The organism is Streptomyces sp. NPDC006997 (assembly GCF_040635175.1).
Classification (GTDB): Bacteria; Actinomycetota; Actinomycetes; order Streptomycetales; family Streptomycetaceae; genus Streptomyces.
Genome location: NZ_JBEYHH010000004.1, coordinates 179,324 through 204,693, shown reverse-complemented (window position 1 = coordinate 204,693; position 25,370 = coordinate 179,324). Strand labels below are relative to the sequence as shown.

Genomic DNA, 25,370 nt, shown 5'->3' with positions numbered 1-25,370 from the left:
GATGACATGCGGCCCGTTTCCCACATCGAACGCACGGTGGCGCCCTTCGAGGTCGTCAGTCCCTACCAGCCGAGCGGCGACCAGCCGACGGCCATCGCCGACCTCGCGCGGCGCATCGAAGGCGGCGAGAAGGACGTCGTCCTGCTCGGCGCGACCGGCACCGGCAAGTCCGCCACCACCGCGTGGATGATCGAGAAGCTCCAGCGCCCCACCCTGGTGATGGCGCCGAACAAGACCCTGGCCGCCCAGCTGGCGAACGAGTTCCGCGAGCTGCTGCCGAACAACGCCGTCGAGTACTTCGTCTCGTACTACGACTACTACCAGCCCGAGGCGTACGTCCCCCAGTCGGACACCTACATCGAGAAGGACTCCTCGATCAACGAGGAGGTCGAGCGGCTGCGCCACTCCGCGACGAACTCCCTGCTCACCCGGCGTGACGTCATCGTGGTGGCCTCCGTCTCCTGCATCTACGGCCTCGGCACCCCCCAGGAGTACGTGGACCGCATGGTCCCGCTGCGCGTCGGCGACGAGATCGACCGCGACGAGCTGCTGCGCCGCTTCGTGGAGATCCAGTACACGCGCAACGACATGGCCTTCAGCCGCGGCACCTTCCGGGTCCGCGGCGACACCATCGAGATCTTCCCGGTCTACGAGGAGCTGGCCGTCCGCATCGAGATGTTCGGCGACGAGATCGAGGCGCTGTCCACCCTGCACCCGCTCACCGGCGAGATCATCAGCGACGACCAGCACCTGTACGTCTTCCCCGCCTCGCACTACGTGGCCGGTCCCGAGCGCATGGAGCGGGCCGTCAACGACATCGAGAAGGAGCTGGCCGAGCGGCTGGCGGAGATGGAGAAGCAGGGCAAGCTGCTCGAGGCCCAGCGGCTGCGGATGCGCACCACGTACGACATCGAGATGCTCCGCCAGATCGGCACCTGCTCCGGCGTCGAGAACTACTCGATGCACTTCGACGGCCGCTCGCCCGGCTCCCCGCCCAACACCCTGCTGGACTACTTCCCGGACGACTTCCTCCTCGTCATCGACGAGTCCCACGTCACCGTTCCGCAGATCGGCGCCATGTACGAGGGCGACGCCTCCCGCAAGCGCACCCTCGTGGACCACGGCTTCCGGCTGCCGTCCGCGCTGGACAACCGACCGCTGAAGTGGGAGGAGTTCCAGGAGCGCACCGGGCAGACCGTCTACCTGTCGGCCACCCCGGGCGCGTACGAGCTGTCCCGTGGGGACGGCGTGGTGGAGCAGATCATCCGCCCCACCGGCCTGATCGACCCCGAGGTCGTCGTCAAGCCGACCGAGGGCCAGATCGACGACCTGGTGCACGAGATCCGGCAGCGCGTCGAGAAGGACGAGCGCGTCCTGGTCACCACGCTCACCAAGAAGATGGCCGAGGACCTCACCGACTACTTCCTGGAGCTGGGCATCCAGGTCCGCTACCTGCACAGCGACGTCGACACCCTGCGCCGGGTGGAGCTGCTGCGCGAGCTGCGCTCCGGCGAGTTCGACGTGCTGGTCGGCATCAACCTGCTCCGCGAGGGCCTCGACCTGCCCGAGGTGTCCCTGGTCGCCATCCTCGACGCCGACAAGGAGGGCTTCCTGCGCTCGGGGACCTCCCTGATCCAGACCATCGGCCGCGCGGCGCGCAACGTCTCCGGTCAGGTCCATATGTACGCCGACAAGATCACTCCGGCGATGGAGCGGGCCATCGACGAGACAAACCGCCGCCGGGAGAAGCAGATCGCGTACAACACGGCGAACGGCATCGACCCGCAGCCGCTGCGCAAGAAGATCAACGACATCGTCGCGCAGATCGCCCGCGAGGACGTCGACACCGCCGAACTGCTCGGCAGCGGCTACCGCGCCAAGAAGGACGGCGGCGGCACCAAGGCCCCGGTGCCCTCGCTGGGAGCCAAGGCGGCCAAGGCAGGCAAGGGCGCCAAGGGCAGGGCCAAGGAGACGGTGCCCACCGACCAGCCCGCGGCCGAACTCGCCGAGCAGATCGAGCAGCTGACCGAGCGGATGCGGGCCGCCGCCGCGGACCTCCAGTTCGAGATCGCGGCCCGGCTGCGGGACGAGGTCTCCGAGATGAAGAAGGAACTGCGCCAGATGCGGGAGGCGGGCCTGGCCTGACCAACCCGCGCGGGCACCGGTCCACCCGTGGGACCGGTGCTCCTCGATAGGGCCCCTGTGACCTCGGCGGGGCTGCGCAGTGTTGCAAGACCGACACAAAGTCCGGACCGGGGTACGGCACTGTCAGTGCCCCTGCGTAGTGTTCTGCGCAACCGCGGTTCTCGCGGTCAACAGGGGATGTCCGAGAGGGGAATCAGCGCGTGACCGTCAACATGACCAAGGGTCAGGCCATCAGTCTGCAGAAGAACGACGGCGGCACCCTGACCGCGGTGCGCATGGGTCTCGGCTGGCAGGCGGCCCCCCGGCGCGGCCTGTTCGGCTCGCGCACCCGGGAGATCGACCTCGACGCCTCCGCCGTGCTGTTCGCGGACAAGCAGCCGGTCGACGTCGTCTTCTTCCGCCACCTGGTGAGCGACGACGGCTCCGTCCGGCACACCGGTGACAACCTGGTCGGCGGTGCCGGTCAGGGCGGTGACGACGAGTCGATCCTCGTCGACCTCCAGCGCGTTCCGGTCCACATCGACCAGATCATCTTCACCGTGAACTCCTTCACGGGGCAGACCTTCCAGGAGGTGCAGAACGCCTTCTGCCGCCTGGTCGACGAGACCAACGGCCAGGAACTGGCCCGCTACACCCTCGCCGGTGGCGGCGCCTACACGGCCCAGATCATGGCGAAGGTGCACCGCAACGGTCCGGGCTGGGCCATGACGGCCCTCGGCACCCCGGCCAACGGCCGCACCTTCCAGGACCTGATGCCCGCCATCCTGCCGCACCTCTGAGCAGACCCGGCATCCGGCACCTGACAGCGACGAGCGACACAGCGACCCAGGGGGAAGAAGGCGATGACGGCCGAGCTGGCGCGGGGACAGAACCACCCGCTCTCCCAGACCCGCCTAGAGATCCGGGTCTCGGCCGGTGCGCCGATCGTGGCCGCCGCGACGCTCGGCGACGAGCAGGGCAAGGTGCACGGCGCGGAGTGGGTGGCCCATCCGGGCACACCCACGCTGGCCGGTCTGGAGGTGTCCCGGCAGGCCGCCGCCGACCACCGCCTCGCGGTGGACCTGGACGCCGTGCCGGACGCCGTGCACCGCGTGCACGTGCTGCTCGCCCTGCCGGTCGGGCAGGGCGGCGGCCCGGTCCGCTTCGGCGCCGTCGCCGCCCCCTTCGTCGCGGTCACCGGCCTCGACGGCACCGAGATCGCCAGCTTCACCCTCACCGGTCTGGACGCCGAGTCCGCCGTCGTCGCGCTGGAGCTGTACCGACGGCAGGGCGCCTGGAAGGTGCGCGCCGTCGGCCAGGGCTACGCCGGTGGCCTCCCGGAACTCCTCGCCGACCAGGGCCTGCTCCACTCCCACCAGCTCGCGGGCGCCATCCTCGAAGCGGTGGGCCAGGGCATGGCCCGCTCGGTGGCGGCACCCCCGCCCCGTACGGCGGACGGAGACCTCTCCCGGCAGTCGGCGCCGCCGCCCTACGGCCCCGGCCAGAGCGGCTCGCCCTACGGCCCCCAGGGCGCACAGGGCGGCACCGGCCACCATCCGGGCTACCCGCCCCATGGCGGTGCCGCACCGGCCGACCCCGCGCACCCCGCCGCCACCCCGGCCCAGCCCGCCGGGCAGCCGACCGGCGGCCCCGTCAACTACACCCACCCCGGCCGCCAGACCTCCGCACCCCCGCCGCCCCCGCCGACCGCGCCCCCGGCCCCTCCCGGACAGCCCGGACAGCCCGTCGCGGGCGACGCGACCGGCTGGTCCATGGACGAGCGGCTCTACAACCAGGTGTGGGGCATGTTCGAGGACCTGGCCCGTACCACGGCCGCCTACCGCAGCGCCGTCGACTTCGCCGACTCCCGGATGGAGAAGGAGCTGGAGCAGGCCCTGTCCGACCCGCGCAGCAGGATCGGCGGCCAGGCCGACGCGGCCCGGGCGTCGGCGCGCGCCCGGCACACCCAGCTCGTCGACCAGGCCCGGCAGGCCCTCGACCGCGACCTCGCCCAGCTCACCGCCGAGGCGGGCGTCGTCGAGCCCGCGCTGCCGCCGATGTTCGCGAGCTGGGACAACCCCGTGTGGCACGCCTACCGGGTCCCGATGGAGATCCCCATGGCCGTGCGCGTGGGCGACCTCCACCTCCCCGAGTGCGCCCAGCTGCGCATCCCGATGCTGGTCCGGCTGCCGCTGGAGCGGGGCCTGTGGATCGACAGCGGGCGCGCCGCGTCGCTCGACGGCTCCTTCACCGACTCCCACGACCTGCGGCGCCTCGCCATGGAGACGGCGGTGGCGCACACCGCCCGACTGCTGGCGATCCACCCGGCGGGCGAGTTCACCGTGCACGTCGTCGACCCGGCCGGGTCGGGCGCGCAGGCGCTGGCCCCTCTGGTGCGGACCGGTGTGCTCGCCACCCCGCCCGCGCACGGCGCGGCGGGGGTCGCGGACGTCCTCACCCGGCTGACGCAGCGGGTGGACCTGGTGCAGATGGCGCTGCGCGGCGGCGCCGCCGACTCCCTCCCGCCCGACCTGGACACGGCCCAGCAACTCGTCGTGGTCAACGACTTCCCGCACGGCTTCGACGACCGCGCGGTGACCCAGCTGCGCTACCTCGCGGACGAGGGTCCGGACGTCGGCGTCCACCTGATGATGGTCGCCGACCGTGAGGACGCCGCCGGGTACGGCCCGCTCCTCGACCCGCTGTGGCGTTCGCTGCTGCGACTGACCCCGGTGCCTGACGACCACCTGGCGGACCCGTGGGTCGGTCATGCCTGGACGTACGAGCCGCCGCGCGTCCCGTCCGGTAGTCAGGTGCTCCAGCAGGTGCTCACCCAGGTGGCGGCAGCCCGTCGGTCCTGGAACCGCTGAGCCGCCTCACCTGGCAGTATCAAGTAAAGGTAAAGCCACTCGACCAGCTGTTTTGGCCTCCCCTTTACCAGGCGCTTTACCTTTCCTTGGGGATCGGGTTACCGTAGTCGGCACGGAGGGGAGTACTCCCTGCCAACTGCGGCGTTCCCGTCAGTACGGACCTGGCAAGGTCCCGGGGCGTCGGCCCGTGGGCCCCGGGGCGCGTGAGCGCACCGGACGCCCGGGGTGGAAGAGACCTCCGGCAGCGATGACGCTGACTGACCGTTTGCTGTTACGTACTGCCGGAGGCGCAGTGGATGTTTCCCTGACCCTGTGGGTCCTGACCATCGTGGGTCTGAGTGCCCTCATCGCCGTCGACTTCTTCATCGGGCGCAAGCCCCATGACGTCTCGATCAAGGAAGCCGGGACCTGGACCGTCGTCTGGATCGTCCTGGCCGCCCTCTTCGGACTCGGCCTGCTCCTCTTCAGCGGCGGCCAGCCCGCCGGAGAGTTCTTCGCGGGCTACATCACCGAGAAGTCGCTGAGCGTCGACAACCTCTTCGTCTTCGTCCTGATCATGGCGAAGTTCGCGGTGCCCTCGCAGTACCAGCAGCGCGTCCTGCTCATCGGCGTGCTCATAGCCCTGGTGCTGCGCGCGATCTTCATCGCCGCCGGTGCCGCGATCATCGCCAGCTTCTCCTGGGTCTTCTACCTCTTCGGCGCCTTCCTGATCTGGACCGCCTGGAAGCTCATCCAGGAGGCCCGCGCCGACGAGGACGACGAGGAGTACGAGGAGAACAGGCTGCTCAAGGCCGCCGAGCGCCGCTTCGGTGTGGCCGACCGCTACCACGGCACCCAGCTGTGGATCCGGGAGAACGGCAAGCGGATCATGACGCCGATGCTGGTCGTGATGCTCGCGATCGGCACCACGGACGTCCTGTTCGCGCTCGACTCGATCCCCGCGATCTTCGGCCTCACCCAGGACCCGTACATCGTCTTCACGGCGAACGCCTTCGCGCTGATGGGGCTGCGGCAGCTGTACTTCCTCATCGGCGGTCTGCTGCGCAAGCTGGTCCACCTCAGCTACGGCCTGTCGATCATCCTCGGCTTCATCGGTGTGAAGCTGGTGCTGCACGCCCTGCACGAGTCGGGGGTCCACGTCCCCGAGATCAGCATCCCGGTCTCGCTCGGCGTCATCTGCGCCGTCCTGATCGTCACCACGATCACCAGCCTGATGGCCTCCCGCAAGCAGGAGGCGGCCGAGGCGGCGGACAAGGAGTCCGAGAGCGCTCCGCAGGACAGCCTGAAGGGCTGACCGCGCCCGGCGTAGCGACAACGGGCCACGGGAGCGGTGCGCGGCGCATTGCCGGGCACCGCTCCCGGTGCTTGCTTGGTCGACTTCGAGACCGAGCGGCTGGAGGACATGGAGCAGTTGCTGGAAGAGGCCGGGCTGCGATCGGCGGGCAGGGGAGGCGGCCCCACCCGCCGCATCCTCCTCAGGGACCGGGACCACCCGGGCCGGTACCTCTCACTGATCGAGTCCGAGTCGTACGAGGAGGCCATGCGCAACAGCGAGGCCCCGGAGACCAACGAACTGGCGGAGCGGCTCGCTGGTGCTGGCCGTCGCGGTCACGGTCATCGAGGTCGCCCTGATCGTCACCACCCTGATGGCCGACGGCGGCGACAAGACCTCGACGCTGGCCAGGGACACCGTCTTCGCCGCGGTCTATCTGGAACTCCCGATCAACCCGTAGCGGGTCAGCCGGTCGTCGCCCTCGCCTGCGCTGCCCCTGATCTGCCCGGGTCCGACTCGGGGCCCGGCGTCGGCACCTGCCCCGGACGGGTGTCCGGCAGCAGCGCGAAACAGGCCAGGCTGACCAGCGCGACCCCCGTCAGATAGGCGGCCACCCCCCACGGAACCCGGCCGCCCTGGTCCGCGAGCGCCGTCGCCACGATCGGGGTGAGCGCGCCGCCGAACACCCCGCCGAGGTTGTAGCCGACCGCGGCACCCGTGCAGCGCACCCTCGGCTCGTACAACTCCGGCAGGTACGCGGCGATCACCGCGAACATGGCGACGAAGGCGAGCATCGCGCCCAGGAAGCCGGTCACCATCAGCAGCGGCGCCCCGGTCGACAGCAGAGCCACCATCGGGAACATCCACAGGGCCGTCGCCGCGCACCCGATCAGACACAGGGGCCGCCGCCCGTAGCGGTCCCCGAGCACCGCCGCCACCGGGGTGAGCGCGCCCTTCACGACCACCGCGGCCATGACGCAGGACAGCATGACGGTACGGCTCACCCCGAGCCGCTCCGTGGCGTAGGCGAGGGACCAGGTGGTGACGGCGTAGAAGACCGCGTAGCCGACCGACAGGGCCCCGGCGGTCAGCAGGACCAGCCGCCAGTGGTCGCGGACGACCTCGACGAGCGGCACGCGCGCGTGGTCGTCGATCTCCAGGAAGCGGGGGCTCTCCGCGAGCGAGGAACGCAGCCACAGCCCGATCAGGGCCAGCACCCCGGACACCCAGAACGGCACCCGCCAGCCCCACTGCGTGAACTGCGCCTCGGTCAGGGTCGCCGACAGCGCCAGCATCACCCCGTTGGCGAGCAGGAACCCCACGGCGGGCCCGACCTGCGGAAAGCTCGACCACAGTCCGCGCCGCCCGGCGGGCGCGTGCTCCGCGGTCAGCAGCACGGCCCCGCCCCACTCACCCCCGAGCCCCAGCCCCTGCGCGAAACGCAGGACCAGCAGCAGCACCGGAGCGGCCACCCCGATGCTGCCGTACGTCGGCACACAGCCGACCGCGACCGTCGAGGCGCCGGTCACCAGCAGTGAGATCACCAGGACCGGACGCCGACCGTGCCGGTCCCCGATGTGCCCGAACAGCACCGAGCCCAGGGGCCGCGCGAAGAAGCCCACCCCGAACGTCCCGAAGGCCGCGAGCGTCCCGGCCAGCGGGGAGAAGGTCGGGAAGAACAACGGCCCCAGCACCAGCGCCGCCGCGGTTCCGTAGACGAAGAAGTCGTAGAACTCGATGGCCGTTCCGGCCAGCGCGGCGGCGGCGATGCGCAGCATCCCGGGTGCCCTCACGGGCTGTACATCCTGCATACCCGGTCAACTACCCAGAGTGACCGCGAGTTACGGGGGCGCGCGGGAGTGCGGGGTGTGTCAGTACGTGACGGTGATGCGCCGGGCGGGGCCGTCGACGCGGACCGTGCCGCCGTAGGGGATCACGAGCTGGGGGTCGGTGTGGCCGAGGTCCACGTCGAAGACGGTCAGCAGGTCGGGGGCGTACGCGGCGAGCGCGCGCTGTACGGCCGTACGCTGCTCGGCGGCGTAACGGGCCGCCTCCTCAGGGGAGTTCGGCCGGGCGAAGTCCCAGGTCTTGGGGCGGCCCATCAGCAGTGCGGAGAAGCGCTGGAGCAGACCGCGCTCGCCCATGTTGCGCAGGGTGCGGAAGACCTCCTCGCCGCTCGGCATCTCCTCCGAGGTCTCCAGGAACAGCACCTGGCCGTCGTAGTCGGACAGGTCGTGGGAGATCTCCCGGTCGGCCATCAGCAGCCAGGCGATGATCTCCAGGCAGCCGCCCCAGCTGCGGCCCTCCACCACCTGGTCGGCGTTGACCCAGGTCCAGCCGGTGCCGGGCCGGGTCTCGGGCTCCGCGTCGAAGGTGGCCGGGTCGGCCCAGTCCCGACCGGTGTCGCGCCACCGCTCGGCCGGCCGCAGCTCGTAGGCGCCGGAGGTGAACAGCGCGGCCCGCAGGGAGTCCGCGGTCTGCGGGTGCATGGCGCCGGGGCGGCCCAGCTCCGCCATCACGCTCGCGCCGTGGTAGCCGACGATCCCGGTGTTGCGCAGGTAGAGCAGCAGGTTGGTGTTGTCGCTCATGCCGACGAACGGCTTCGGGTGGGCGCGGAGCAGCTCCCGGTCCAGCAGCGGCAGCACGGTGATCTGGTCGGAGCCGCCGATCGAGGCGATCACCGCCTTCACGTCCGGGTCCGCGAAGGCGGCGTGGATGTCGTCGGCCCGCTCCTGGGGAGTGGCGCCCATCGTGCGCGTCGTCGGGTACTCGACCGGTTCCAGGCCGTACTCCTCGCGCAGCCGCTTCAGTCCCAGCTCGTAGGGGAGCGGGAGGACGCCGGGGAGACCCCCGGAGGGCGAGATCACGGCTATGCGGTCGCCGGGCACGGGCTTCGGGGGATAGCTGGGTGTGATCATTGCGCGAGGATACGAGGGGCGGCCGGGGCGGCGCACCGTGATAAACCGGGGCGAGCAGCGGTCCCGCGGGCCGCCCCAGCCGACGGACCGGAGGAACCGTGCCCCGCACCCTCGCCCACGCCCCGATCATGATCCTCAACGGGCCCAACCTGAACCTCCTCGGCCAGCGCCAGCCCGAGATCTACGGCTCCGACACGCTCGCCGACGTCGAGTCGATGTGCGCCACGGCCGCGGCGGCGCACGGCGGCACGGTGGACCTCCGGCAGTCCAACCACGAGGGCGAACTGGTCGACTGGATCCATGAGGCGCGGCTCCACCACTGCGGGATCGTCATCAACCCCGGGGCGTACTCGCACACCTCCGTCGCGATCCTGGACGCCCTCAACACCTGTGACGGGATGCCGGTGGTGGAGGTGCACATCTCCAACATCCACCAGCGGGAGTCGTTCCGGCACCACTCCTACGTCTCGCTGCGCGCCGACGGTGTGATCGCGGGGTGCGGGGTGCAGGGGTACGTGTTCGGCGTGGAACGGGTCGCGGCGCTGGCGGGGACGGTGCGCGTGGGGGCGTAGCGCGGCGTGAGGGCTGCCGGGGCCGCCGGTCGAGGGTGGGGAATCGGCAGACCGGCGGCCCGTGCCACACGGGAGCCGTCATCCCGCGCGGGGCTGCCTCCAGTTGACCGCGCGGGGGCGTGCGCCGGGAGTGCGCGCGGACCACCGGCGCGTGCGGACTTTTCACACGGGGCGCGTATCTGTCGACTCGTGCCCCGGTCTGTCGACTCGTGCCCCGGTCTGGTCGCTCGCCCGCGGGTCACCACCCCCGCGGGTCACCACCCCCGCGGGTCACCACCCCCGCGGGTCACCACCCCCGCGGGTCACCACCCCCGCGCGTCACCACCCCCGCGCGTCACCACCCCCGCGCGTGCCACTCCGGCAGGTGCGGCCGTTCGGCGCCCAGCGTCGTGTCGTTCCCGTGGCCGGGGTAGACCCAGGTCTCGTCCGGGAGCACCGCGAAGAGCTTGGCCTCCACGTCATGGATGAGACGGGCGAACGCCTCGGGGTCCTTCCGCGTGGTGCCCACGCCCCCCGGGAAGTCCTTGGTTCCTCTGAACACCGGGATGATCCCCGCGCCGTACCTTCGTCTCTCTCACGCGCGGATCACCGGGAATCCGCGCGTAATGTCGTAGAGGTTCAGTCGGCCAGCGAGCCGGCGAAGATCTGCCACGCCAGGAGTGACTTCGCCACGAGGCTGAGGACCAGGTAGGCCTTTTCGCCGTATGCGTAGTCGGACCACCGGCCGACTCCGCGGTACTGGAGCCACTGGTTGAGACCGAAGCTGAAGAAGAGGGCGGCCTGGACGAGAACGATTCCGTACACGAAGCCGGGGACGGTTTCGGCCGCGGCGGTGTTGTACGCGATCGAGACCCACGGCGTGACGCCGACCAGCGTCCCGAACCAGAACGGCAGCATCCTGGTCCTCGCCCGCCCCGGAGGGTTCATCGCCTCCTCGACCCAGCCGAAGAGAATCATCCCGACGTTGGCGCCGACGACGGCGAGGACGGCATTGAGGCCGGTAATGCCTGCGTAGAAGCCGATGAGGAGCACCATCAGCGTTGCGCTCAGCGCGTACTCCAGCCACCGGAAGCGGTTGATGCCGCGTCTGAGATCGCGTTCGTAGGTGCCGCGGCACACCGTCGCCGTCAGCAGGTGGTCTGCTGCCGCGAGGGCGAGGAAGACGGCGACGGCCCAGCCGATCGGCACGTCGAACAACGCTTCCGGTGCGGGTGCCGCCGTTCCCGGTGGCCCCTCGGGGACGGAGGAGGTCACGGTGATCGAGAAGCTTCCGGCGAGCAGGACGATGGCCACTGCTTGGATCAGGTGCAGCAGCGTGAGCCCCAGGTTCCACCTGCGGAGCCCGGTGAGACGCTCGGTGGTGACACCGGTGGCCACCGAGGTGCCGTCCTCTCGCTCCACAGGTCCTCCCCACTGGCTGGTACCGCGGTACGTCAGCATGGTCGTACCGGTCGGCCGGGAATCACGGCATCACGCCACCGCCCCGTCGGAAAGTCGCCCGAGTGGCGCCCTGAAATCCGACGTACCCGGTGGTCTCAGGGCACCGCGTGCACGAACGGGCCGCCACGGATGGCGGCGGTCTCCATCACCGTGCCCGCATCCAGCCCCACCCGCTGCGTGACACCACCGGCAGTGAGCAGCCGCTGAGGGCAGCCGTACCGATGTTCCCGCCGGCCACCGTCCGCGGGGCGTGACGCTCCCGAGCGCGGAACGGGCCCGAACGCGCGACCGCCCCCTCTTCGGTCCGAAACAGGGGCGGTCGCCGTCGGACGGTTACCAGCCTCGTGCGCGCCACTCCGCGAGGTGGGGCCGCTCCGTGCCGAGGGTGGTGTCGTTGCCGTGGCCGGGGTAGATCCACGTCTCGTCGGGCAGGACGTCGAAGAGCTTGGTCTCCAGGCCGTCCATCAGGGAGTTGAACTCTTCCGGACGTGTTGTCCGACCAGGACCGCCCGGGAAGAGGCAGTCCCCGGTGAACACATGGGGATGTCCGTGCGGGTCGTCGTAGACGAGGGCGATGGAGCCCGGGGTGTGGCCGACCAGATGGCGTGCGGTCAGCTCCACCCGCCCGACCCGGATGGTGTCGCCGTCGTCGACCAGGACGTCCGTCGGTACGGGGATGCCCTCGGCGTCGTAACGGCCCGCGTAGGTGCGGGCGCCGGTGGCGGCGACCACCGCGGCGAGCGCCTGCCAGTGGTCGCCGTGCTGGTGGGTGGTGACGACGGACGCGATGCCGTCGTCACCGATCGTGCCCAGCAGGGCGTCGGCGTCGTTCGCCGCGTCGATCAGCAGCTGCTCGTCCGTGGCCCGGCAGCGCAGGAGATAGGTGTTGTTGTCCATCGGGCCGACCGCGATCTTCGTGATCATCAGGTCCCGCAGCTCGTGCACGTCGGCCGGGCCGCCGACCTTCACCGCTCCGCTGTACGTCATACCGAAAGCCTATGCGCTCCGCGGGCACCGGAAGCTCCCTACAGCGGAGGCGGCACCGGGAGAGCGCCGCCCGTCGCCGTCAGGGACGAGCCGTCGCGGCGGCCCGACAGCCACCCCAGCAGGTCCGGGAGCGCGCCGGTGACGGTCACCTCGGGGGTCTCCGCCGCGCGGCCTGTCGTCCACGCGTGCGTGCCGTCCGTCAGGCGGGTGGCGGGAACGTCGGGGTGGCCGGTGAAGCGATCGGCGAGGAAGGCCGTCTCCCGCTCCGCGAACTCCGCCGGGACGTCCTCCAGCTCATAGCCGACGCCGAGGTCCACGTGGTGCAGCTCCACCTCCACCCAGCGGCGGAACGGCACCCGGGCCGCGGTGTCGGTGACGCCGTTGCGCAGCGCGACCGTGCGGGACCAGTCCGTGGGCACGGCCGCCGCCCGCTGGAAGCGGGCCCAGGTGTCGCGCACGTCCGTGAGCTGGACGTCGAGGGGGCGCGGGGCGTCCCGCTCGATGTCGGCGTCCCGGGCCTCGGCCGAGGCGTACATGGGGCGCCCCTCCAGGACGTTCACCAGGGCGTCGGCGTTGCGGGCGAGATGGGCGAGGACGTGGCCCCTGGTCCAGCCGGGCAGGCGTGACGGTTGCGTCACAGCGGTGTCGTCCAGCTTGGCGGCAGCGCTGAGCAGCCGTTCGGTCGCGTCATGTACAGATGCCAGGTCACGAGCGTGATCAATCATGGTGCTGACACTAGCCCCGCCACTCCTTCGGGTGAAGGTAGGAGACTCGGGCCGTAAATCGAATGCACGTGCTATAAGCTCGTTCGTGGCGTCGGGCATGGTGGAAGGCCGGGGATTGTTGTGCAACCCGGGGGATCCGACCGGCGTTGTCAGTGGCTCCCCCTAGTCTGAGGAAGACGGGGGCCCCGCCCCTGTCACTTCTCTCAAGAAAGGTGCGGACCGGCGTGGCCGACCGTCTCATCGTCCGTGGCGCGCGCGAGCACAATCTCAGGAACGTCTCGCTCGACCTGCCTCGCGACTCGCTCATCGTCTTCACGGGCCTGTCCGGGTCGGGCAAGTCCTCCCTGGCCTTCGACACGATCTTCGCCGAGGGCCAGCGGCGCTACGTGGAGTCGCTCTCCTCGTACGCCCGCCAGTTCCTCGGCCAGATGGACAAGCCGGACGTCGACTTCATCGAGGGCCTGTCCCCGGCGGTCTCCATCGACCAGAAGTCGACCTCGCGCAACCCGCGCTCGACGGTCGGCACCATCACCGAGGTCTACGACTACCTGCGGCTGCTCTTCGCCCGCATCGGCAAGCCGCACTGCCCGGAGTGCGGCCGTCCGATCTCCCGCCAGTCGCCGCAGGCCATCGTCGACAAGGTGCTGGAGCTGCCCGAGGGCAGCCGCTTCCAGGTGCTGTCGCCGCTGGTCCGCGAGCGCAAGGGCGAGTTCGTCGACCTCTTCGCCGACCTCCAGACCAAGGGCTACTCCCGCGCGCGGGTGGACGGCGAGACGATCCAGCTCTCCGAGCCGCCGACGCTGAAGAAGCAGGAGAAGCACACCATCGAGGTGGTCGTCGACCGCCTCACGGTGAAGGACTCCGCCAAGCGCCGCCTCACCGACTCCGTGGAGACCGCCCTCGGTCTCTCCGGCGGCATGGTCGTGCTCGACTTCGTCGACCTCCCCGAGGACGCCCCCGAGCGCGAGCGCATGTACTCGGAGCACCTGTACTGCGCCTACGACGACCTCTCCTTCGAGGAGTTGGAGCCGCGCTCCTTCTCCTTCAACTCGCCCTTCGGCGCCTGCCCCGAGTGCACCGGCATCGGCACCCGCATGGAGGTCGACCCCGAGCTGATCGTTCCGGACCCGGACAAGAGCCTCGACGAGGGCGCCATCCACCCCTGGTCGCACGGACACACCAAGGACTACTTCGGACGGCTGGTCGGCGCCCTCGCGGACGCCCTCGGCTTCCGCACGGACATCCCGTTCGCCGGGCTGCCTCAGCGCGCCAAGAAGGCCCTGCTCCACGGCCACAGGACCCAGATCGAGGTCCGCTACCGCAACCGCTACGGCAGGGAGCGGGTCTACACCACGCCCTTCGAGGGTGCCGTCCCGTTCGTCAAGCGGCGGCACAGCGAGGCCGAGTCCGACGCCAGCCGGGAGCGCTTCGAGGGCTATATGCGCGAGGTGCCCTGCCCCACCTGTGAGGGCACCCGGCTGAAGCCGATCGTCCTCGCGGTCACCGTCATGGGGAGGTCGATCGCCGAGGTCTCCGCGATGTCCATCAGCGACTGCGCGGACTTCCTGGGCGAGCTGAAGCTCACCGCCCGGGACAAGAAGATCGCCGAGCGGGTGCTGAAGGAGGTCAACGAGCGGCTGCGGTTCCTGGTCGACGTCGGCCTGGACTACCTCTCGCTGAACCGCGCGGCGGGCACCCTCTCCGGCGGCGAGGCCCAGCGCATCCGGCTGGCCACCCAGATCGGCTCCGGTCTGGTCGGCGTCCTCTACGTCCTCGACGAGCCGTCCATCGGGCTGCACCAGCGCGACAACCACCGGCTGATCGAGACGCTCGTACGGCTCCGCGACATGGGCAACACTCTCATCGTCGTCGAGCACGACGAGGACACCATCAAGGTCGCGGACTGGATCGTCGACATCGGCCCCGGCGCGGGCGAGCACGGCGGCAAGGTCGTGCACAGCGGCTCCCTGAAGGAGCTGCTCGCCAACGCCGAGTCGCAGACCGGCCAGTACCTGTCCGGCCGCAAGTCCATCCCGCTGCCCGACGTCCGCCGCCCGCAGGACCCGTCCCGGCATCTCACCGTGCACGGCGCCCGGGAGAACAACCTCCGGGACATCGACGTGTCCTTCCCGCTCGGGGTGTTCACGGCGGTCACCGGTGTCTCCGGGTCCGGCAAGTCGACGCTGGTCAACGACATCCTCTACACGCACCTCGCCCGCGAGCTGAACGGCGCCCGCAGCGTGCCGGGGCGGCACACGCGCGTGGAGGGCGACGACCAGGTCGACAAGGTGGTGCACGTCGACCAGTCGCCCATCGGCCGCACCCCGCGCTCCAACCCGGCCACCTACACCGGCGTCTTCGACCACATCCGCAAGCTGTTCGCCGAGACGACCGAGGCCAAGGTCCGCGGCTACATGCCCGGCCGGTTCTCGTTCAACGTCAAGGGCGGTCGCTGCGAGAACTGCGCGGGCGACGGCACGATCAAGATCGAGATGAACTTCCTCCCGGACGTCTACGTCCCGTGCGAGGTCTGCCACGGCGCCCGGTACAACCGGGAGACCCTGGAGGTCCACTACAAGGGCAAGTCCATCGCCGAGGTCCTGAACATGCCGATCGAGGAGGCGACGGAGTTCTTCGAGGCGGTCCCGGCGATCGCCCGCCACCTCAACACCCTCAAGGACGTCGGCCTCGGCTACGTCCGGCTCGGGCAGGCCGCGACCACGCTCTCCGGCGGTGAGGCGCAGCGCGTCAAGCTCGCCAGCGAGCTGCAGAAGCGCTCCACCGGTCGTACGGTCTACGTCCTGGACGAGCCGACCACCGGTCTGCACTTCGAGGACATCAGCAAGCTGCTGAAGGTGCTCTCCGGCCTGGTCGAGAAGGGCAACACGGTCATCGTCATCGAGCACAACCTTGACGTGATCAAGACCGCGGACTGGGTCATCGACATGGGCCCCGAGGGCGGTGCGGGCGGCGGCCTGGTCGTCGCCGAGGGCACGCCGGAGCAGGTCGCCGGGGTCCCGGCGAGCCACACCGGCAAGTTCCTGCGCGAGATCCTCGGCGACCGCATCAGCGACGCCGAGCCCGTGAAGGCACCCCGCCGTACGGCGGCGAAGAAGGCCGCGCCCGCCAAGAAGACGGCCCGCGCCACGGCCCGCAAGTCCTGACGCCGGGCGGCACATCGGTACCGAGCGGCGCCCCGTGGGAACTCCCCGCGGGGCGCCGCCGCCGTGCTACACGCCGCCCACCTCGGCGGCGTACGGCGGTTCCGCGCCCGCGCGGGAGCAGGTGACCGCCGCCGCGCGGGCCGCGAAGCCCAGCAGGCGGGTCCAGTGGCCGGGGGACAGCTCCGCCAGCGCCCCCGGCGACAGGGCGTCCCAGCCGGCCAGCCCGTGCAGCAGCGCGGCGTTCACGGTGTCGCCCGCGCCGATGGTGTCCACGACGGCGACCTCCTCACCCGGCGCGAGGTGCACCCTGCCGTCCCGGGTGAACGCGGCCAGCCCGTCGCCGCCCTGCGTGATCACGACCGCCGAGGGACCGGCGGCGAGCCACTCGCGCGGGGTGCCGCCGAGCCACCGTGCGTCCTCCTCGGAGAGCTTGAGCAGCGACACCGACGGCAGCCAGCTCCGGAACCGGGCCCGGTAGGCGTCCGGGTCCGGGATCAGACCGGGCCGGATGTTCGGGTCGAGGGCGGTGAAGACGCCCTGCGCGGACGCGGCGCGCAGCAACTCCTCGTAGGCGCTCGCGCCCGGCTCCAGGACGAGGGAGCAGGTACCGAAGGACACCGCGCGGGTGCCCGGGGGCAGCCGGTCGGGGGCCGCGAAGAGGCGGTCGGCGGTGCCGTCGACGTAGAAGGAGTAGGCGGCCGAGCCGTCGCCGTCCAGGGTGGCGACGGCGAGGGTGGTGGGCTCCGGGCCGCGCTGCACGGCCGACACGTCGACGCCCGCCGCCCGCAGCCCGTCGAGCAGGGCCTCACCGAACGCGTCGCGCGAGGCGCGGGAGCAGAACGCGGTGGGCGAGCCCAGCCTGCCGAGGGCGACGGCGGTGTTGTACGGGCCTCCGCCGAGCGCCGGTCGCAGGCTGGCCAGGGCGCCCGTGCCCTGCGGTACCAGGTCGATCAGGGCCTCACCGGCGACGACGATCACGAGGCGGTTCCTTTCCGGTGGTGCGGGGGAGAGGGCTGCGCGCCGTCGTCGGGGCAGCCGCAGGAGGCGCGGTGGACGAAGGCGCAGGGCAGCCGGACCGTCCGGGTGGGCCGGTCCGGCGTGGCGAGGCGCTCCAGGAGGAGCCGGACCGCCTCGGCGCCGAGCGCCCTGCCGGGCTGGGCGACGGCGGTCAGTCGGGGGGTGAAGAGGTCCGCCCAGGCGAAGTCGTCGAAGCAGCACAGGGCGAGGTCGCCGGGCACGGACAGGCCGCGGTCGCGCAGGGCGCGCAGCGCGCCGAGGGTCATCGCGTTGTTGGCGGTGACGAGCGCGGTGGGCGGGTCGGCCAGGGACAGCAGGGCCACGGTGGCCCGCTCGGCGCCCGCCGCCTCGGAGTCGCCGTGTGCCACCAGACGCTCGTCGTGGGGGAGCCCGGCGGCGGTGAGGCCGCGCCGGTAGCCGGAGATCCGTTCGCTGGTGGTGCTGAGCCCGGGCAGCCCGGCGACCAGGGCGATACGGCGGTGGCCGAGCCCGGCGAGATGGGTAACCAGCCCGGCCGTCGGTGCGGCGTTCTCGGCGCAGATCTGGTCGAAGCGCGGCGCGCGACCGGCGGTGGCGTCCACCAGCCGGTCGAGGAAGACGGTCGGGACGTCGTGGCGGCCGAGGTAGGCGAGGAGGTCGCGCGGGTCGGCGGAGGGCGCGACGATCACGCCGTCCACGCGCCGCTCGTGCAGCAGCTGGACGGCCTCGCGCTCGCGCCGGGGGTCGTCGTGGGGATCGGCGATGAGCAGGCCGTAGCCGCTCTCCAGGGCGCTGGCCTCGACCCCCTGGAGGATCTCCGTGAAGTAGGGGTTGCTGATGGCCGACACCGCGAGCCCGAGGGAGCGGGTGCGGGAGGTCACCAGGGAGCGGGCGAGGGTGTTGGGGGTGTAGCCCAGTTCGTCGACGGCGTCCAGGACGGCCTGGCGGGTGTGGGGGAGCACTGGACGGGTGCCGTTGAGCACGTGCGAGACCGTCGCCACGGAGACCCCGGCGCTCCGGGCGACGTCGGCCATGGTCGCCACCGCGGACCTCCCTCCCCGGCCGTCGTATCCCGGCCGTCGTATGTGTCCGGCCGCGAACGTACCTCAGGCGCGCCCGCGCGTAAACGCTTACGCAAGCGTTTACGTCGACCGGGGGAACCTGATCCGTCCCCGTCGCGGCCCCCACCCGCCCCCCACCCGCCCCCCACCCGCCTCCCGCGCGACCGCCCCGGCTATCGTCGCCTCGCACCCACCTGAACAGGAGCACCGCATGTCCGCCCGCCCCACCCCCAGCCGTCGTACCGTCCTGCGAGGGGCGGCGCTCACGCCCGTGGCGGGGCTGGGGGCCGCCGCGTGCTCGTCGGGGCCGGACCGGGCGACCCGCGCGCTGCCGACCGCGCCGATCGAGCTGGGCGCGGAGGGCGAGGTGGCCGAGGGCGGCGCCAAGCTGTACGCCGAGCACAACGTGGTGGTGGGCCGGAGCGGGGACGGCGCGCTCAAGGCGTACAGCACGATCTGTACGCACCAGCAGTGCGCCGCCAACAAGCTGGAGGGGACGCGGCTGATCTGCCCCTGCCACGGCAGCGAGTTCGACGTGCTGACCGGCGAGGCCGTGGTGCCCCCCGCCACCCGGCCGCTTCAGGAACTGCCGGTCAGGGCCGAGGGCGGCAAGATCGTCGCGGGGCCGGTCGCCTGAGCGGACCGGCGGCCCGGACACGCACGGGGTCCGGTCACTCCCAGTCCCAGCCGATGCCGATGATCCCCGACCGCACCCGGGGCTCGACCAGGTGCACCGAGTGGTGCCTGCGGGTCAGGGCCAGCTCCTGGCGGCCACCACGCGGGGCGGCGGCGGAGTGCTGGGTGAACCGGTGGCAGCGCACCGGCAGGGCGTTCTCGTCGAAGCGCACCTGGAGCGCGTACTGGCCGCCCGCCGGGCCGAAGCCGCGGACGTACTCGCGTGAGACACCGGCCGTGCCGTCCTCGACGCCGTACCGGAAGAGGAAGGTCTCCCCGGCCCGCAACCGGATGTCGAAGAGCAGCTCGGCGACGAGCACCCCGGTCTCGTCGTCCCGGCGCACCCGCCCCGTGCGGCAGTTGTCCAGGGCCCGCACCGTCATGTGCTCGGGCGCGCAGCCGGGGTCGCCGTGGTGGACGGCCACGTAGCGGTCGACGCCGTCGCGGTGGGCGCGCACGATGTGGTGCGCCTCGCGGCCCAGCAGCTCCCGGCGGGCGCCGATGCGCACCCGCTCGTGGTGTCCGAGCATGTGCAGCCCGGCGTCGGGCGGGCAGTCCAGGTCGGCCAGCAGCTCCGCGAGGACGCCGGAGGCGGCGACGAGGGAGCGGTAGGTGCGGGTGGCCTGCTGCCGTCCGGCGGGGCGCTCGTCGCCGTCGGCGAGCAGCCGGATCAGCGACTCGTCCGGCAGTTGGAGGATCTCCTCCAGCGCGCGCACGGCCCGCAGCGACTCGGGGCGCTGGGGGCGGCGGGCACCCTGCTGCCAGTAACTCAGGCTCGTGACGCCGACCTTGACCCCATGGCGCGAGAGATGGTGCTGCACGCGCTGGAGGGGCAGTCCGCGGGCGGCTATCGCGGCGCGTAGGGCGACGTGGAACGGGCCACCGCGCAGGACCGTGTCCAGTTCCGCGGTGGCGAGGTCCGCGGGTTCCGTGGCGTGCGGCATGGCAGGGGCCTTTCTCTGCTGGTTCACAACGGCTGGTCAGACCGTTCACGCGGTGCCGGGACCACGCTGTCGGCGGCGGCCCTTCCGCGCCCGCGCGTGTTCCGCGCGCAGGGCAGGGCACGCCCGTCCGCAGCCGTACGACGTCGCTCCGGTCCCGAGTTCCTCCGCATTGAAGCGTGTTGACCAAGTGCGGACAACACCTGATGCCCAACAGCGCCGTACTCCTGGCCGAGACACGGCGAGCGGACAGGCCGTCCCCGGGCAGGGTGCTTACCGTCGGTAACAGCGGTTTGGCGGGGGTTATCCACAGGCGGACCGGAGTGTCACCCCTCGCCAGTAGGGTGTGGGACATGGCCGACCCCTCCAGCTACCGCCCCCGGCCGGGACAGATCCCGGACTCCCCCGGGGTGTACAAGTTCCGCGACGAGCACCGCCGGGTGATCTACGTCGGGAAGGCGAAAAGCCTGCGCCAGCGCCTGGCGAACTACTTCCAGGACCTGGCGGGCCTCCACCCGCGCACCCGCTCCATGGTCACCACGGCCGCGTCCGTGGAGTGGACGGTGGTCTCCACGGAGGTCGAGGCGCTCCAGCTGGAGTACTCCTGGATCAAGGAGTTCGACCCCCGGTTCAACGTCAAGTACCGCGACGACAAGAGCTACCCGTACCTCGCGGTGACGATGAACGAGGAGTTCCCGCGCGTGCAGGTGATGCGCGGCCACAAGAAGAAGGGCGTGCGCTACTTCGGGCCGTACGCGCACGCGTGGGCGATCCGCGACACCGTCGACCTGCTGCTGCGCGTCTTCCCGGTACGCACCTGCTCGACCGGTGTCTTCAAGAACGCCGCGCGCACCGGCCGCCCCTGTCTGCTCGGCTACATCGGCAAGTGCTCCGCGCCCTGCGTCGGCCGGATCACCCCCGAGGACCACCTGGACCTGGCCGAGGAGTTCTGCGACTTCATGGCGGGCCGCACCGGCACCTATCTGCGCCGCCTGGAGAAGCAGATGGCCGAGGCGGCGGAGGAGCTGGAGTACGAGCGGGCGGCCCGGCTGCGCGACGACATAGGCGCCCTCAGGAAGGCCATGGAGAAGAGCGCGGTCGTGCTCGCCGACGCGACCGACGCCGACCTGGTCGCCGTCGCCGAGGACGAGCTGGAGGCGGCCGTGCAGATCTTCCACGTCCGCGGCGGACGCGTGCGCGGCCAGCGCGGCTGGGTCACCGACAAGGTGGAGGAGGTCACCACCGGCGCCCTCGTCGAACACGCCCTCCAGCAGCTCTACGGCGAGGAGCGCGGCGACGCCGTCCCGCGCGAGGTGCTCGTCCCGGCGCTGCCCGACCCGGTGGAGCCCGTGCAGGAGTGGCTCACCGGCCGCCGCGGGGCGGGCGTCTCCCTGCGGATCCCGCAGCGCGGCGACAAGAAGGCGCTGATGGAGACCGTGCAGCGCAACGCCCAGCAGGCACTCGCCCTGCACAAGACCAGGCGCGCCTCCGACCTGACCACCCGCTCCCGCGCGCTGGAGGAGATCGCCGAGGCGCTCGACCTGGACAGCGCGCCGCTGCGCGTCGAGTGCTACGACATCTCGCACCTCCAGGGCGACGACGTGGTGGCGTCCATGGTCGTCTTCGAGGACGGGTTGCAGCGCAAGGGCGAGTACCGGCGCTTCCAGATCAAGGGCTTCGCGGGGCAGGACGACGTCCGGTCCATGCACGAGGTGATCACCCGCCGCTTCCGGCGCTACCTGGCCGAGAAGGAGCGCACCGGGGAGTGGGCCGATGGCGACCCCGGCCCCGTGGACGCCGGTGGGGAGGTCCCGGCCGTCCCCGCCGCCACCGAGGACGACGGCCGCCCCAAGCGGTTCGCCTACCCCCCGCAGCTGGTCGTCGTCGACGGCGGCAGACCACAGGTCGCCGCGGCCAGACGGGCGCTGGACGAGCTGGGCATCGACGACATCGCCGTCTGCGGACTGGCCAAGCGGCTGGAGGAGGTCTGGCTGCCCGACGAGGAGGACCCGGTGGTCCTGCCCCGCAGCAGCGAGGGCCTCTACCTGCTGCAACGCGTCCGTGACGAGGCGCACCGGTTCGCCATCAGCTACCAGCGCACCAAGCGGGCGAAACGCTTCCGGTCCAGCCCGCTGGACGACGTACCGGGGCTCGGTGAGACGCGCAAACAGGCGTTGATCAAGCACTTCGGTTCGGTGAAGCGGTTGCGATCCGCCACAATTGACCAGATCTGTGAGGTTCCGGGTATCGGTCGTAAGACGGCCGAGACGATCGCCGTGGCCCTCGCCCAGTCGGCCCCGGCGGCACCGGCCGTGAACACGGCGACTGGAGAGATCATGGAGGACGACGAGGACGGGGCGCCCGAGACGACGGCGGGAGCCCCGGGGGATCCCGTGACCGCGGGGTCCCCGGACGAGCGACGGGGGCAGGAGACATGACCGAGCACGAGTCCGAACACACGACAGCGCACACGACGCCACAGCCCACGGAACACACGACGCCACAGCCCACGGAACACACGACGGCGCGGCCCGCGGAACACGCGACGCCACAGCCCGCGCAGCACCCGACGGCGCAGCCCGCGGATCGGGCGGCGGCGCACACCACGGAAGAGACGACGGAGCAGGCGGCCCCCGCCGCCGGCGGTGGCGTCCCCGACGCCGCCATCCCCGAGCTGGTGATCATCTCCGGGATGTCCGGCGCGGGCCGGTCCACCGCCGCGAAGTGCCTGGAGGACCTCGGCTGGTTCGTCGTGGACAACCTCCCGCCCGCCCTGATCCCCACCATGGTGGAGCTGGGCGCCCGCTCCCAGGGCAACGTGGCCCGGATCGCGGTCGTCGTCGACGTACGGGGCCGCCGCTTCTTCGACAACCTCCGGCAGTCCCTCGCCGACCTGGAGGCGAAGAACGTCACCCGGCGCATCGTCTTCCTGGAGTCCTCCGACGACGCCCTGGTGCGCCGCTTCGAGTCGGTGCGCCGCCCGCACCCGCTCCAGGGCGACGGCCGCATCGTCGACGGGATCGCCGCCGAGCGCGAACTGCTGCGCGAGCTGCGCGGCGACGCCGACCTGGTGATCGACACCTCCAGCCTCAACGTGCACGAGCTGCGCGCCAAGATGGACGCCCAGTTCGCGGGCGAGGAGGAGCCCGAGCTGCGGGCCACGGTGATGTCCTTCGGGTACAAGTACGGCCTGCCGGTCGACGCGGACCTCGTCGTCGACTGCCGCTTCCTGCCCAACCCGCACTGGGTGCCGGAGCTGCGCCCGTTCACCGGCCTCAACGACGAGGTCTCGGGCTACGTCTTCAACCAGCCCGGTGCCAAGGAGTTCCTCGACCGCTACGCCGAGCTGCTCCAGCTGATCGCCACCGGCTACCGCCGCGAGGGCAAGCGCTATGTGACCATCGCGGTCGGCTGCACCGGCGGCAAGCACCGCTCGGTCGCCATGTCGGAGAAGCTCGCCGCGCGCCTCGGGGCCGAGGGCGTGGAGACGGTGGTCGTGCACCGGGACATGGGACGCGAATGACCGGACGCACGCTGCGGCTGAGCAGGCTGCGCCGGGTCACCCCCGAAGGCCGCGGCGGCAGGACGTCGGCCGAGGGCCGCGGGGGCAAGCCCGCCGAGGGCCGCGGCGGCCGACCACGCCGCCGGGGTGCCCAGCCCAAGGTCGTCGCCCTCGGCGGCGGCATGGGCCTGTCCGCCTCGCTCGCCGCGCTGCGCCGGATCACCGGCGACCTCACCGCCGTCGTCACCGTCGCCGACGACGGCGGCTCCAGCGGACGGCTCCGCGCCGAGCTGGGCGTACTGCCGCCCGGCGACCTGCGCAAGGCGCTGGCCGCGCTCTGCGGCGACGACGACTGGGGCCAGACCTGGGCCCGGGTGATCCAGCACCGCTTCCAGTCGCAGGGCGAGATGCACGGCCACGCGGTCGGCAACCTGCTGATCGTCGCCCTGTGGGAGCAGCTCGGCGACCACGTCCAGGCGCTCGACCTGGTCGGCAAGCTGCTCGGCGCGCACGGGCGGGTGCTGCCCATGTCGGCCGTGCCGCTGGAACTCCAGGCCCTGGTGAAGGGCCATGACCCGGGGCGCCCGGAGGACATCGACACGGTCCGCGGCCAGGCCACCGTCGCCCTCACCACGGGCGAGGTGCAGTCCGTGCACCTGGTGCCGCACGACCCGCCCGCCGTGCCCGAGGCCGTCGCGGCGGTCCGCGACGCGGACTGGGTGGTGCTCGGCCCCGGCTCCTGGTTCTCCTCGGTCATCCCGCACCTGCTCGTGCCCGAACTGGTGGACGCCCTCATGGACACCAAGGCGCGCCGGGTACTCTCGCTGAACCTCGCCCCGCAGCCCGGAGAAACCGAGGGCTTCTCCCCGCAGCGTCATTTGGAGGTTTTGGGACGACACGCCCCTAAACTCGCCCTGGACGTGGTGCTGGCCGACGAGGCCGCCGTGCCCGACCGCGATTCGCTGACGGACGCCGCCAAGCGTTTCGGGGCCGCGGTCGAGCTGGCTCCGGTGGCCCGGACGGACGGAACTCCGCGGCATGACCCGGAGCTGCTGGCCGCCGCGTACGACCGTATTTTTCGGATGCATGGAAGGATCGGCCCATGGCGATGACGGCAGCGGTGAAGGATGAGATCTCCCGGCTCCCCGTCACCCGGACCTGCTGTCGGAAGGCGGAGGTCTCCGCCATGCTGCGGTTCGCCGGCGGCCTCCACCTGGTGAGCGGGCGCATCGTGATCGAGGCGGAGCTGGACACCGCGATGGCGGCCCGCAGACTCAAGCGGGACATCCTGGAGATCTTCGGCCACAGCTCCGAGCTGATCGTGATGGCGCCCGGCGGACTGCGCCGCGGCTCCCGCTACGTGGTCCGGGTCGTCGCGGGCGGCGACCAGCTGGCCCGGCAGACCGGCCTGGTCGACGGGCGGGGCCGTCCGATCCGCGGGCTGCCCCCGCAGGTCGTCTCCGGCGCCACCTGCGACGCCGAGGCGGCCTGGCGCGGCGCGTTCCTGGCGCACGGGTCGCTCACCGAGCCCGGCCGGTCCTCCTCCCTTGAGGTGACCTGCCCGGGTCCGGAGGCCGCGCTCGCCCTGGTCGGCGCCGCCCGCAGACTCGCCATCGCCGCCAAGGCGCGCGAGGTGCGCGGCGTGGACCGGGTGGTCGTCCGCGACGGCGACGCGATCGGCGCCCTGCTCACCCGGCTCGGCGCCCACGAGTCGGTGCTGGCCTGGGAGGAGCGCCGGATGCGCCGCGAGGTGCGCGCCACCGCCAACCGCCTGGCCAACTTCGACGACGCCAACCTGCGCCGCTCCGCCCGCGCGGCCGTGGCCGCCGGTGCCCGGGTGGCCCGCGCGCTGGAGATCCTCGGCGACGACGTCCCCGAGCACCTCGCCGCCGCCGGGCGGCTGCGCATGGAGCACAAGCAGGCGTCCCTGGAGGAGCTGGGCGCCCTCGCCGACCCGCCGCTGACCAAGGACGCCGTGGCCGGTCGCATCCGCCGCCTGCTGGCGATGGCCGACAAGCGCGCCGCCGACCTGGGCATCCCGGGCACGGAGGCGAACCTCAGCGAGGAACTCGCCGACAACCTCGTCGGCTGACCGACGGTCAGCCCCCTGAACACGCCGGTG

At 71.8% G+C, this 25,370-nt stretch carries 19 protein-coding genes and 2 pseudogenes; 12 read left to right on the top strand and 9 right to left on the bottom strand.

Annotated elements, in window-relative coordinates; translation table 11 throughout:
* Window positions 1–6 precede the first annotated feature (6 nt).
* The 5 genes and pseudogenes from uvrB to ABZ659_RS05580 form a co-directional block, all read left to right on the top strand.
* Window positions 7–2,145 (top strand): excinuclease ABC subunit UvrB, encoded by a 2,139-nt coding sequence (gene uvrB, locus ABZ659_RS05600; protein ID WP_360213772.1) that lies wholly within the window; start codon window positions 7–9, stop codon window positions 2,143–2,145.
* Between the two features lie 200 nt (window positions 2,146–2,345).
* Window positions 2,346–2,924: a TerD family protein gene (locus ABZ659_RS05595; RefSeq protein ID WP_360213770.1), complete on the top strand. Its 579-nt coding sequence runs from the start codon at window positions 2,346–2,348 to the stop codon at window positions 2,922–2,924.
* A 63-nt stretch (window positions 2,925–2,987) separates the two neighbouring features.
* Window positions 2,988–4,994 (top strand): TerD family protein, encoded by a 2,007-nt coding sequence (locus tag ABZ659_RS05590; RefSeq protein WP_360213768.1) that lies wholly within the window; start codon window positions 2,988–2,990, stop codon window positions 4,992–4,994.
* Between the two features lie 292 nt (window positions 4,995–5,286).
* Window positions 5,287–6,288, top strand: a complete 1,002-nt coding sequence (locus ABZ659_RS05585) for a TerC family protein (RefSeq protein ID WP_360213766.1) — start codon at window positions 5,287–5,289, stop codon at window positions 6,286–6,288.
* Between the two features lie 289 nt (window positions 6,289–6,577).
* Window positions 6,578–6,706: pseudogene (locus ABZ659_RS05580) on the top strand (ionic transporter y4hA); the annotation flags it as partial.
* Between the two features lie 25 nt (window positions 6,707–6,731).
* Here the strand turns inward: ABZ659_RS05580 and ABZ659_RS05575 are convergent.
* Window positions 6,732–8,045: an MFS transporter gene (locus ABZ659_RS05575; RefSeq protein WP_360213975.1), complete on the bottom strand. Its 1,314-nt coding sequence runs from the start codon at window positions 8,043–8,045 to the stop codon at window positions 6,732–6,734.
* 93 nt (window positions 8,046–8,138) lie between these two features.
* Window positions 8,139–9,185: a S66 peptidase family protein gene (locus ABZ659_RS05570; protein WP_360213764.1), complete on the bottom strand. Its 1,047-nt coding sequence runs from the start codon at window positions 9,183–9,185 to the stop codon at window positions 8,139–8,141.
* Window positions 9,186–9,283: 98 nt separating this feature from the next.
* Between ABZ659_RS05570 and aroQ the strand changes: the two genes are divergently transcribed.
* On the top strand, window positions 9,284–9,757 hold the full coding sequence (gene aroQ, locus ABZ659_RS05565; RefSeq protein WP_360213762.1) for a type II 3-dehydroquinate dehydratase: 474 nt from the start codon (window positions 9,284–9,286) through the stop codon (window positions 9,755–9,757).
* A 334-nt stretch (window positions 9,758–10,091) separates the two neighbouring features.
* Here aroQ and ABZ659_RS05560 read toward each other — a convergent pair.
* The 4 genes and pseudogenes from ABZ659_RS05560 to ABZ659_RS05545 all read right to left on the bottom strand — a co-directional run.
* Window positions 10,092–10,277: pseudogene (locus ABZ659_RS05560) on the bottom strand (MBL fold metallo-hydrolase); the annotation flags it as partial.
* 98 nt (window positions 10,278–10,375) lie between these two features.
* On the bottom strand, window positions 10,376–11,158 hold the full coding sequence (gene heR, locus ABZ659_RS05555) for a heliorhodopsin HeR (protein WP_360213760.1): 783 nt from the start codon (window positions 11,156–11,158) through the stop codon (window positions 10,376–10,378).
* 372 nt (window positions 11,159–11,530) lie between these two features.
* A complete protein-coding gene (locus tag ABZ659_RS05550) occupies window positions 11,531–12,184 on the bottom strand; it encodes an MBL fold metallo-hydrolase (protein ID WP_360213758.1) in 654 nt (217 codons plus the stop codon).
* 38 nt (window positions 12,185–12,222) lie between these two features.
* A complete protein-coding gene (locus ABZ659_RS05545; RefSeq protein WP_360213756.1) occupies window positions 12,223–12,909 on the bottom strand; it encodes a maleylpyruvate isomerase family mycothiol-dependent enzyme in 687 nt (228 codons plus the stop codon).
* Window positions 12,910–13,133: 224 nt separating this feature from the next.
* Here ABZ659_RS05545 and uvrA point away from each other — a divergent pair, with 224 nt between their 5' ends.
* Window positions 13,134–16,073 (top strand): excinuclease ABC subunit UvrA, encoded by a 2,940-nt coding sequence (gene uvrA / locus ABZ659_RS05540; protein WP_360213754.1) that lies wholly within the window; start codon window positions 13,134–13,136, stop codon window positions 16,071–16,073.
* Window positions 16,074–16,139: 66 nt separating this feature from the next.
* Here the strand turns inward: uvrA and ABZ659_RS05535 are convergent, their stop codons facing one another.
* Both ABZ659_RS05535 and ABZ659_RS05530 read right to left on the bottom strand, forming a co-directional pair.
* Complete coding sequence (locus tag ABZ659_RS05535) at window positions 16,140–17,051, bottom strand: carbohydrate kinase (protein ID WP_360213752.1); 912 nt, start codon at window positions 17,049–17,051, stop codon at window positions 16,140–16,142.
* The gene (locus ABZ659_RS05530; RefSeq protein WP_360213750.1) at window positions 17,048–18,112 is read right to left on the bottom strand and encodes a LacI family DNA-binding transcriptional regulator; all 1,065 of its coding nucleotides are present in this window, start codon (window positions 18,110–18,112) and stop codon (window positions 17,048–17,050) included. The genes ABZ659_RS05535 and ABZ659_RS05530 overlap by 4 nt, the downstream gene beginning before the upstream one ends.
* 229 nt (window positions 18,113–18,341) lie before the next feature.
* Here ABZ659_RS05530 and ABZ659_RS05525 point away from each other — a divergent pair, with 229 nt between their 5' ends.
* Window positions 18,342–18,767: a Rieske (2Fe-2S) protein gene (locus ABZ659_RS05525; protein ID WP_360213748.1), complete on the top strand. Its 426-nt coding sequence runs from the start codon at window positions 18,342–18,344 to the stop codon at window positions 18,765–18,767.
* Between the two features lie 34 nt (window positions 18,768–18,801).
* On the opposite strand, the gene ABZ659_RS05520 is transcribed toward ABZ659_RS05525, so the two are convergent.
* Window positions 18,802–19,749, bottom strand: a complete 948-nt coding sequence (locus tag ABZ659_RS05520) for a hypothetical protein (protein ID WP_360213746.1) — start codon at window positions 19,747–19,749, stop codon at window positions 18,802–18,804.
* A gap of 350 nt (window positions 19,750–20,099) precedes the next feature.
* Between ABZ659_RS05520 and uvrC the strand changes: the two genes are divergently transcribed.
* From uvrC to whiA, 4 genes are read left to right on the top strand one after another with little or no spacing between them, the layout of a single operon-like run.
* Complete coding sequence (gene uvrC, locus ABZ659_RS05515; protein ID WP_360213744.1) at window positions 20,100–22,184, top strand: excinuclease ABC subunit UvrC; 2,085 nt, start codon at window positions 20,100–20,102, stop codon at window positions 22,182–22,184.
* Window positions 22,181–23,269, top strand: coding sequence for an RNase adapter RapZ (gene rapZ, locus ABZ659_RS05510; RefSeq protein WP_360213742.1), 1,089 nt, complete (start codon window positions 22,181–22,183; stop codon window positions 23,267–23,269). Before uvrC ends, rapZ begins: the two co-directional genes overlap by 4 nt.
* Entirely contained in the window at window positions 23,266–24,360 is a 1,095-nt protein-coding gene (gene yvcK, locus ABZ659_RS05505; RefSeq protein WP_360213740.1) for a uridine diphosphate-N-acetylglucosamine-binding protein YvcK, read from the top strand. Before rapZ ends, yvcK begins: the two co-directional genes overlap by 4 nt.
* A complete protein-coding gene (whiA, locus tag ABZ659_RS05500; RefSeq protein WP_360213738.1) occupies window positions 24,351–25,340 on the top strand; it encodes a DNA-binding protein WhiA in 990 nt (329 codons plus the stop codon). Before yvcK ends, whiA begins: the two co-directional genes overlap by 10 nt.
* The last annotated feature ends 30 nt before the right edge of the window (window positions 25,341–25,370 follow it).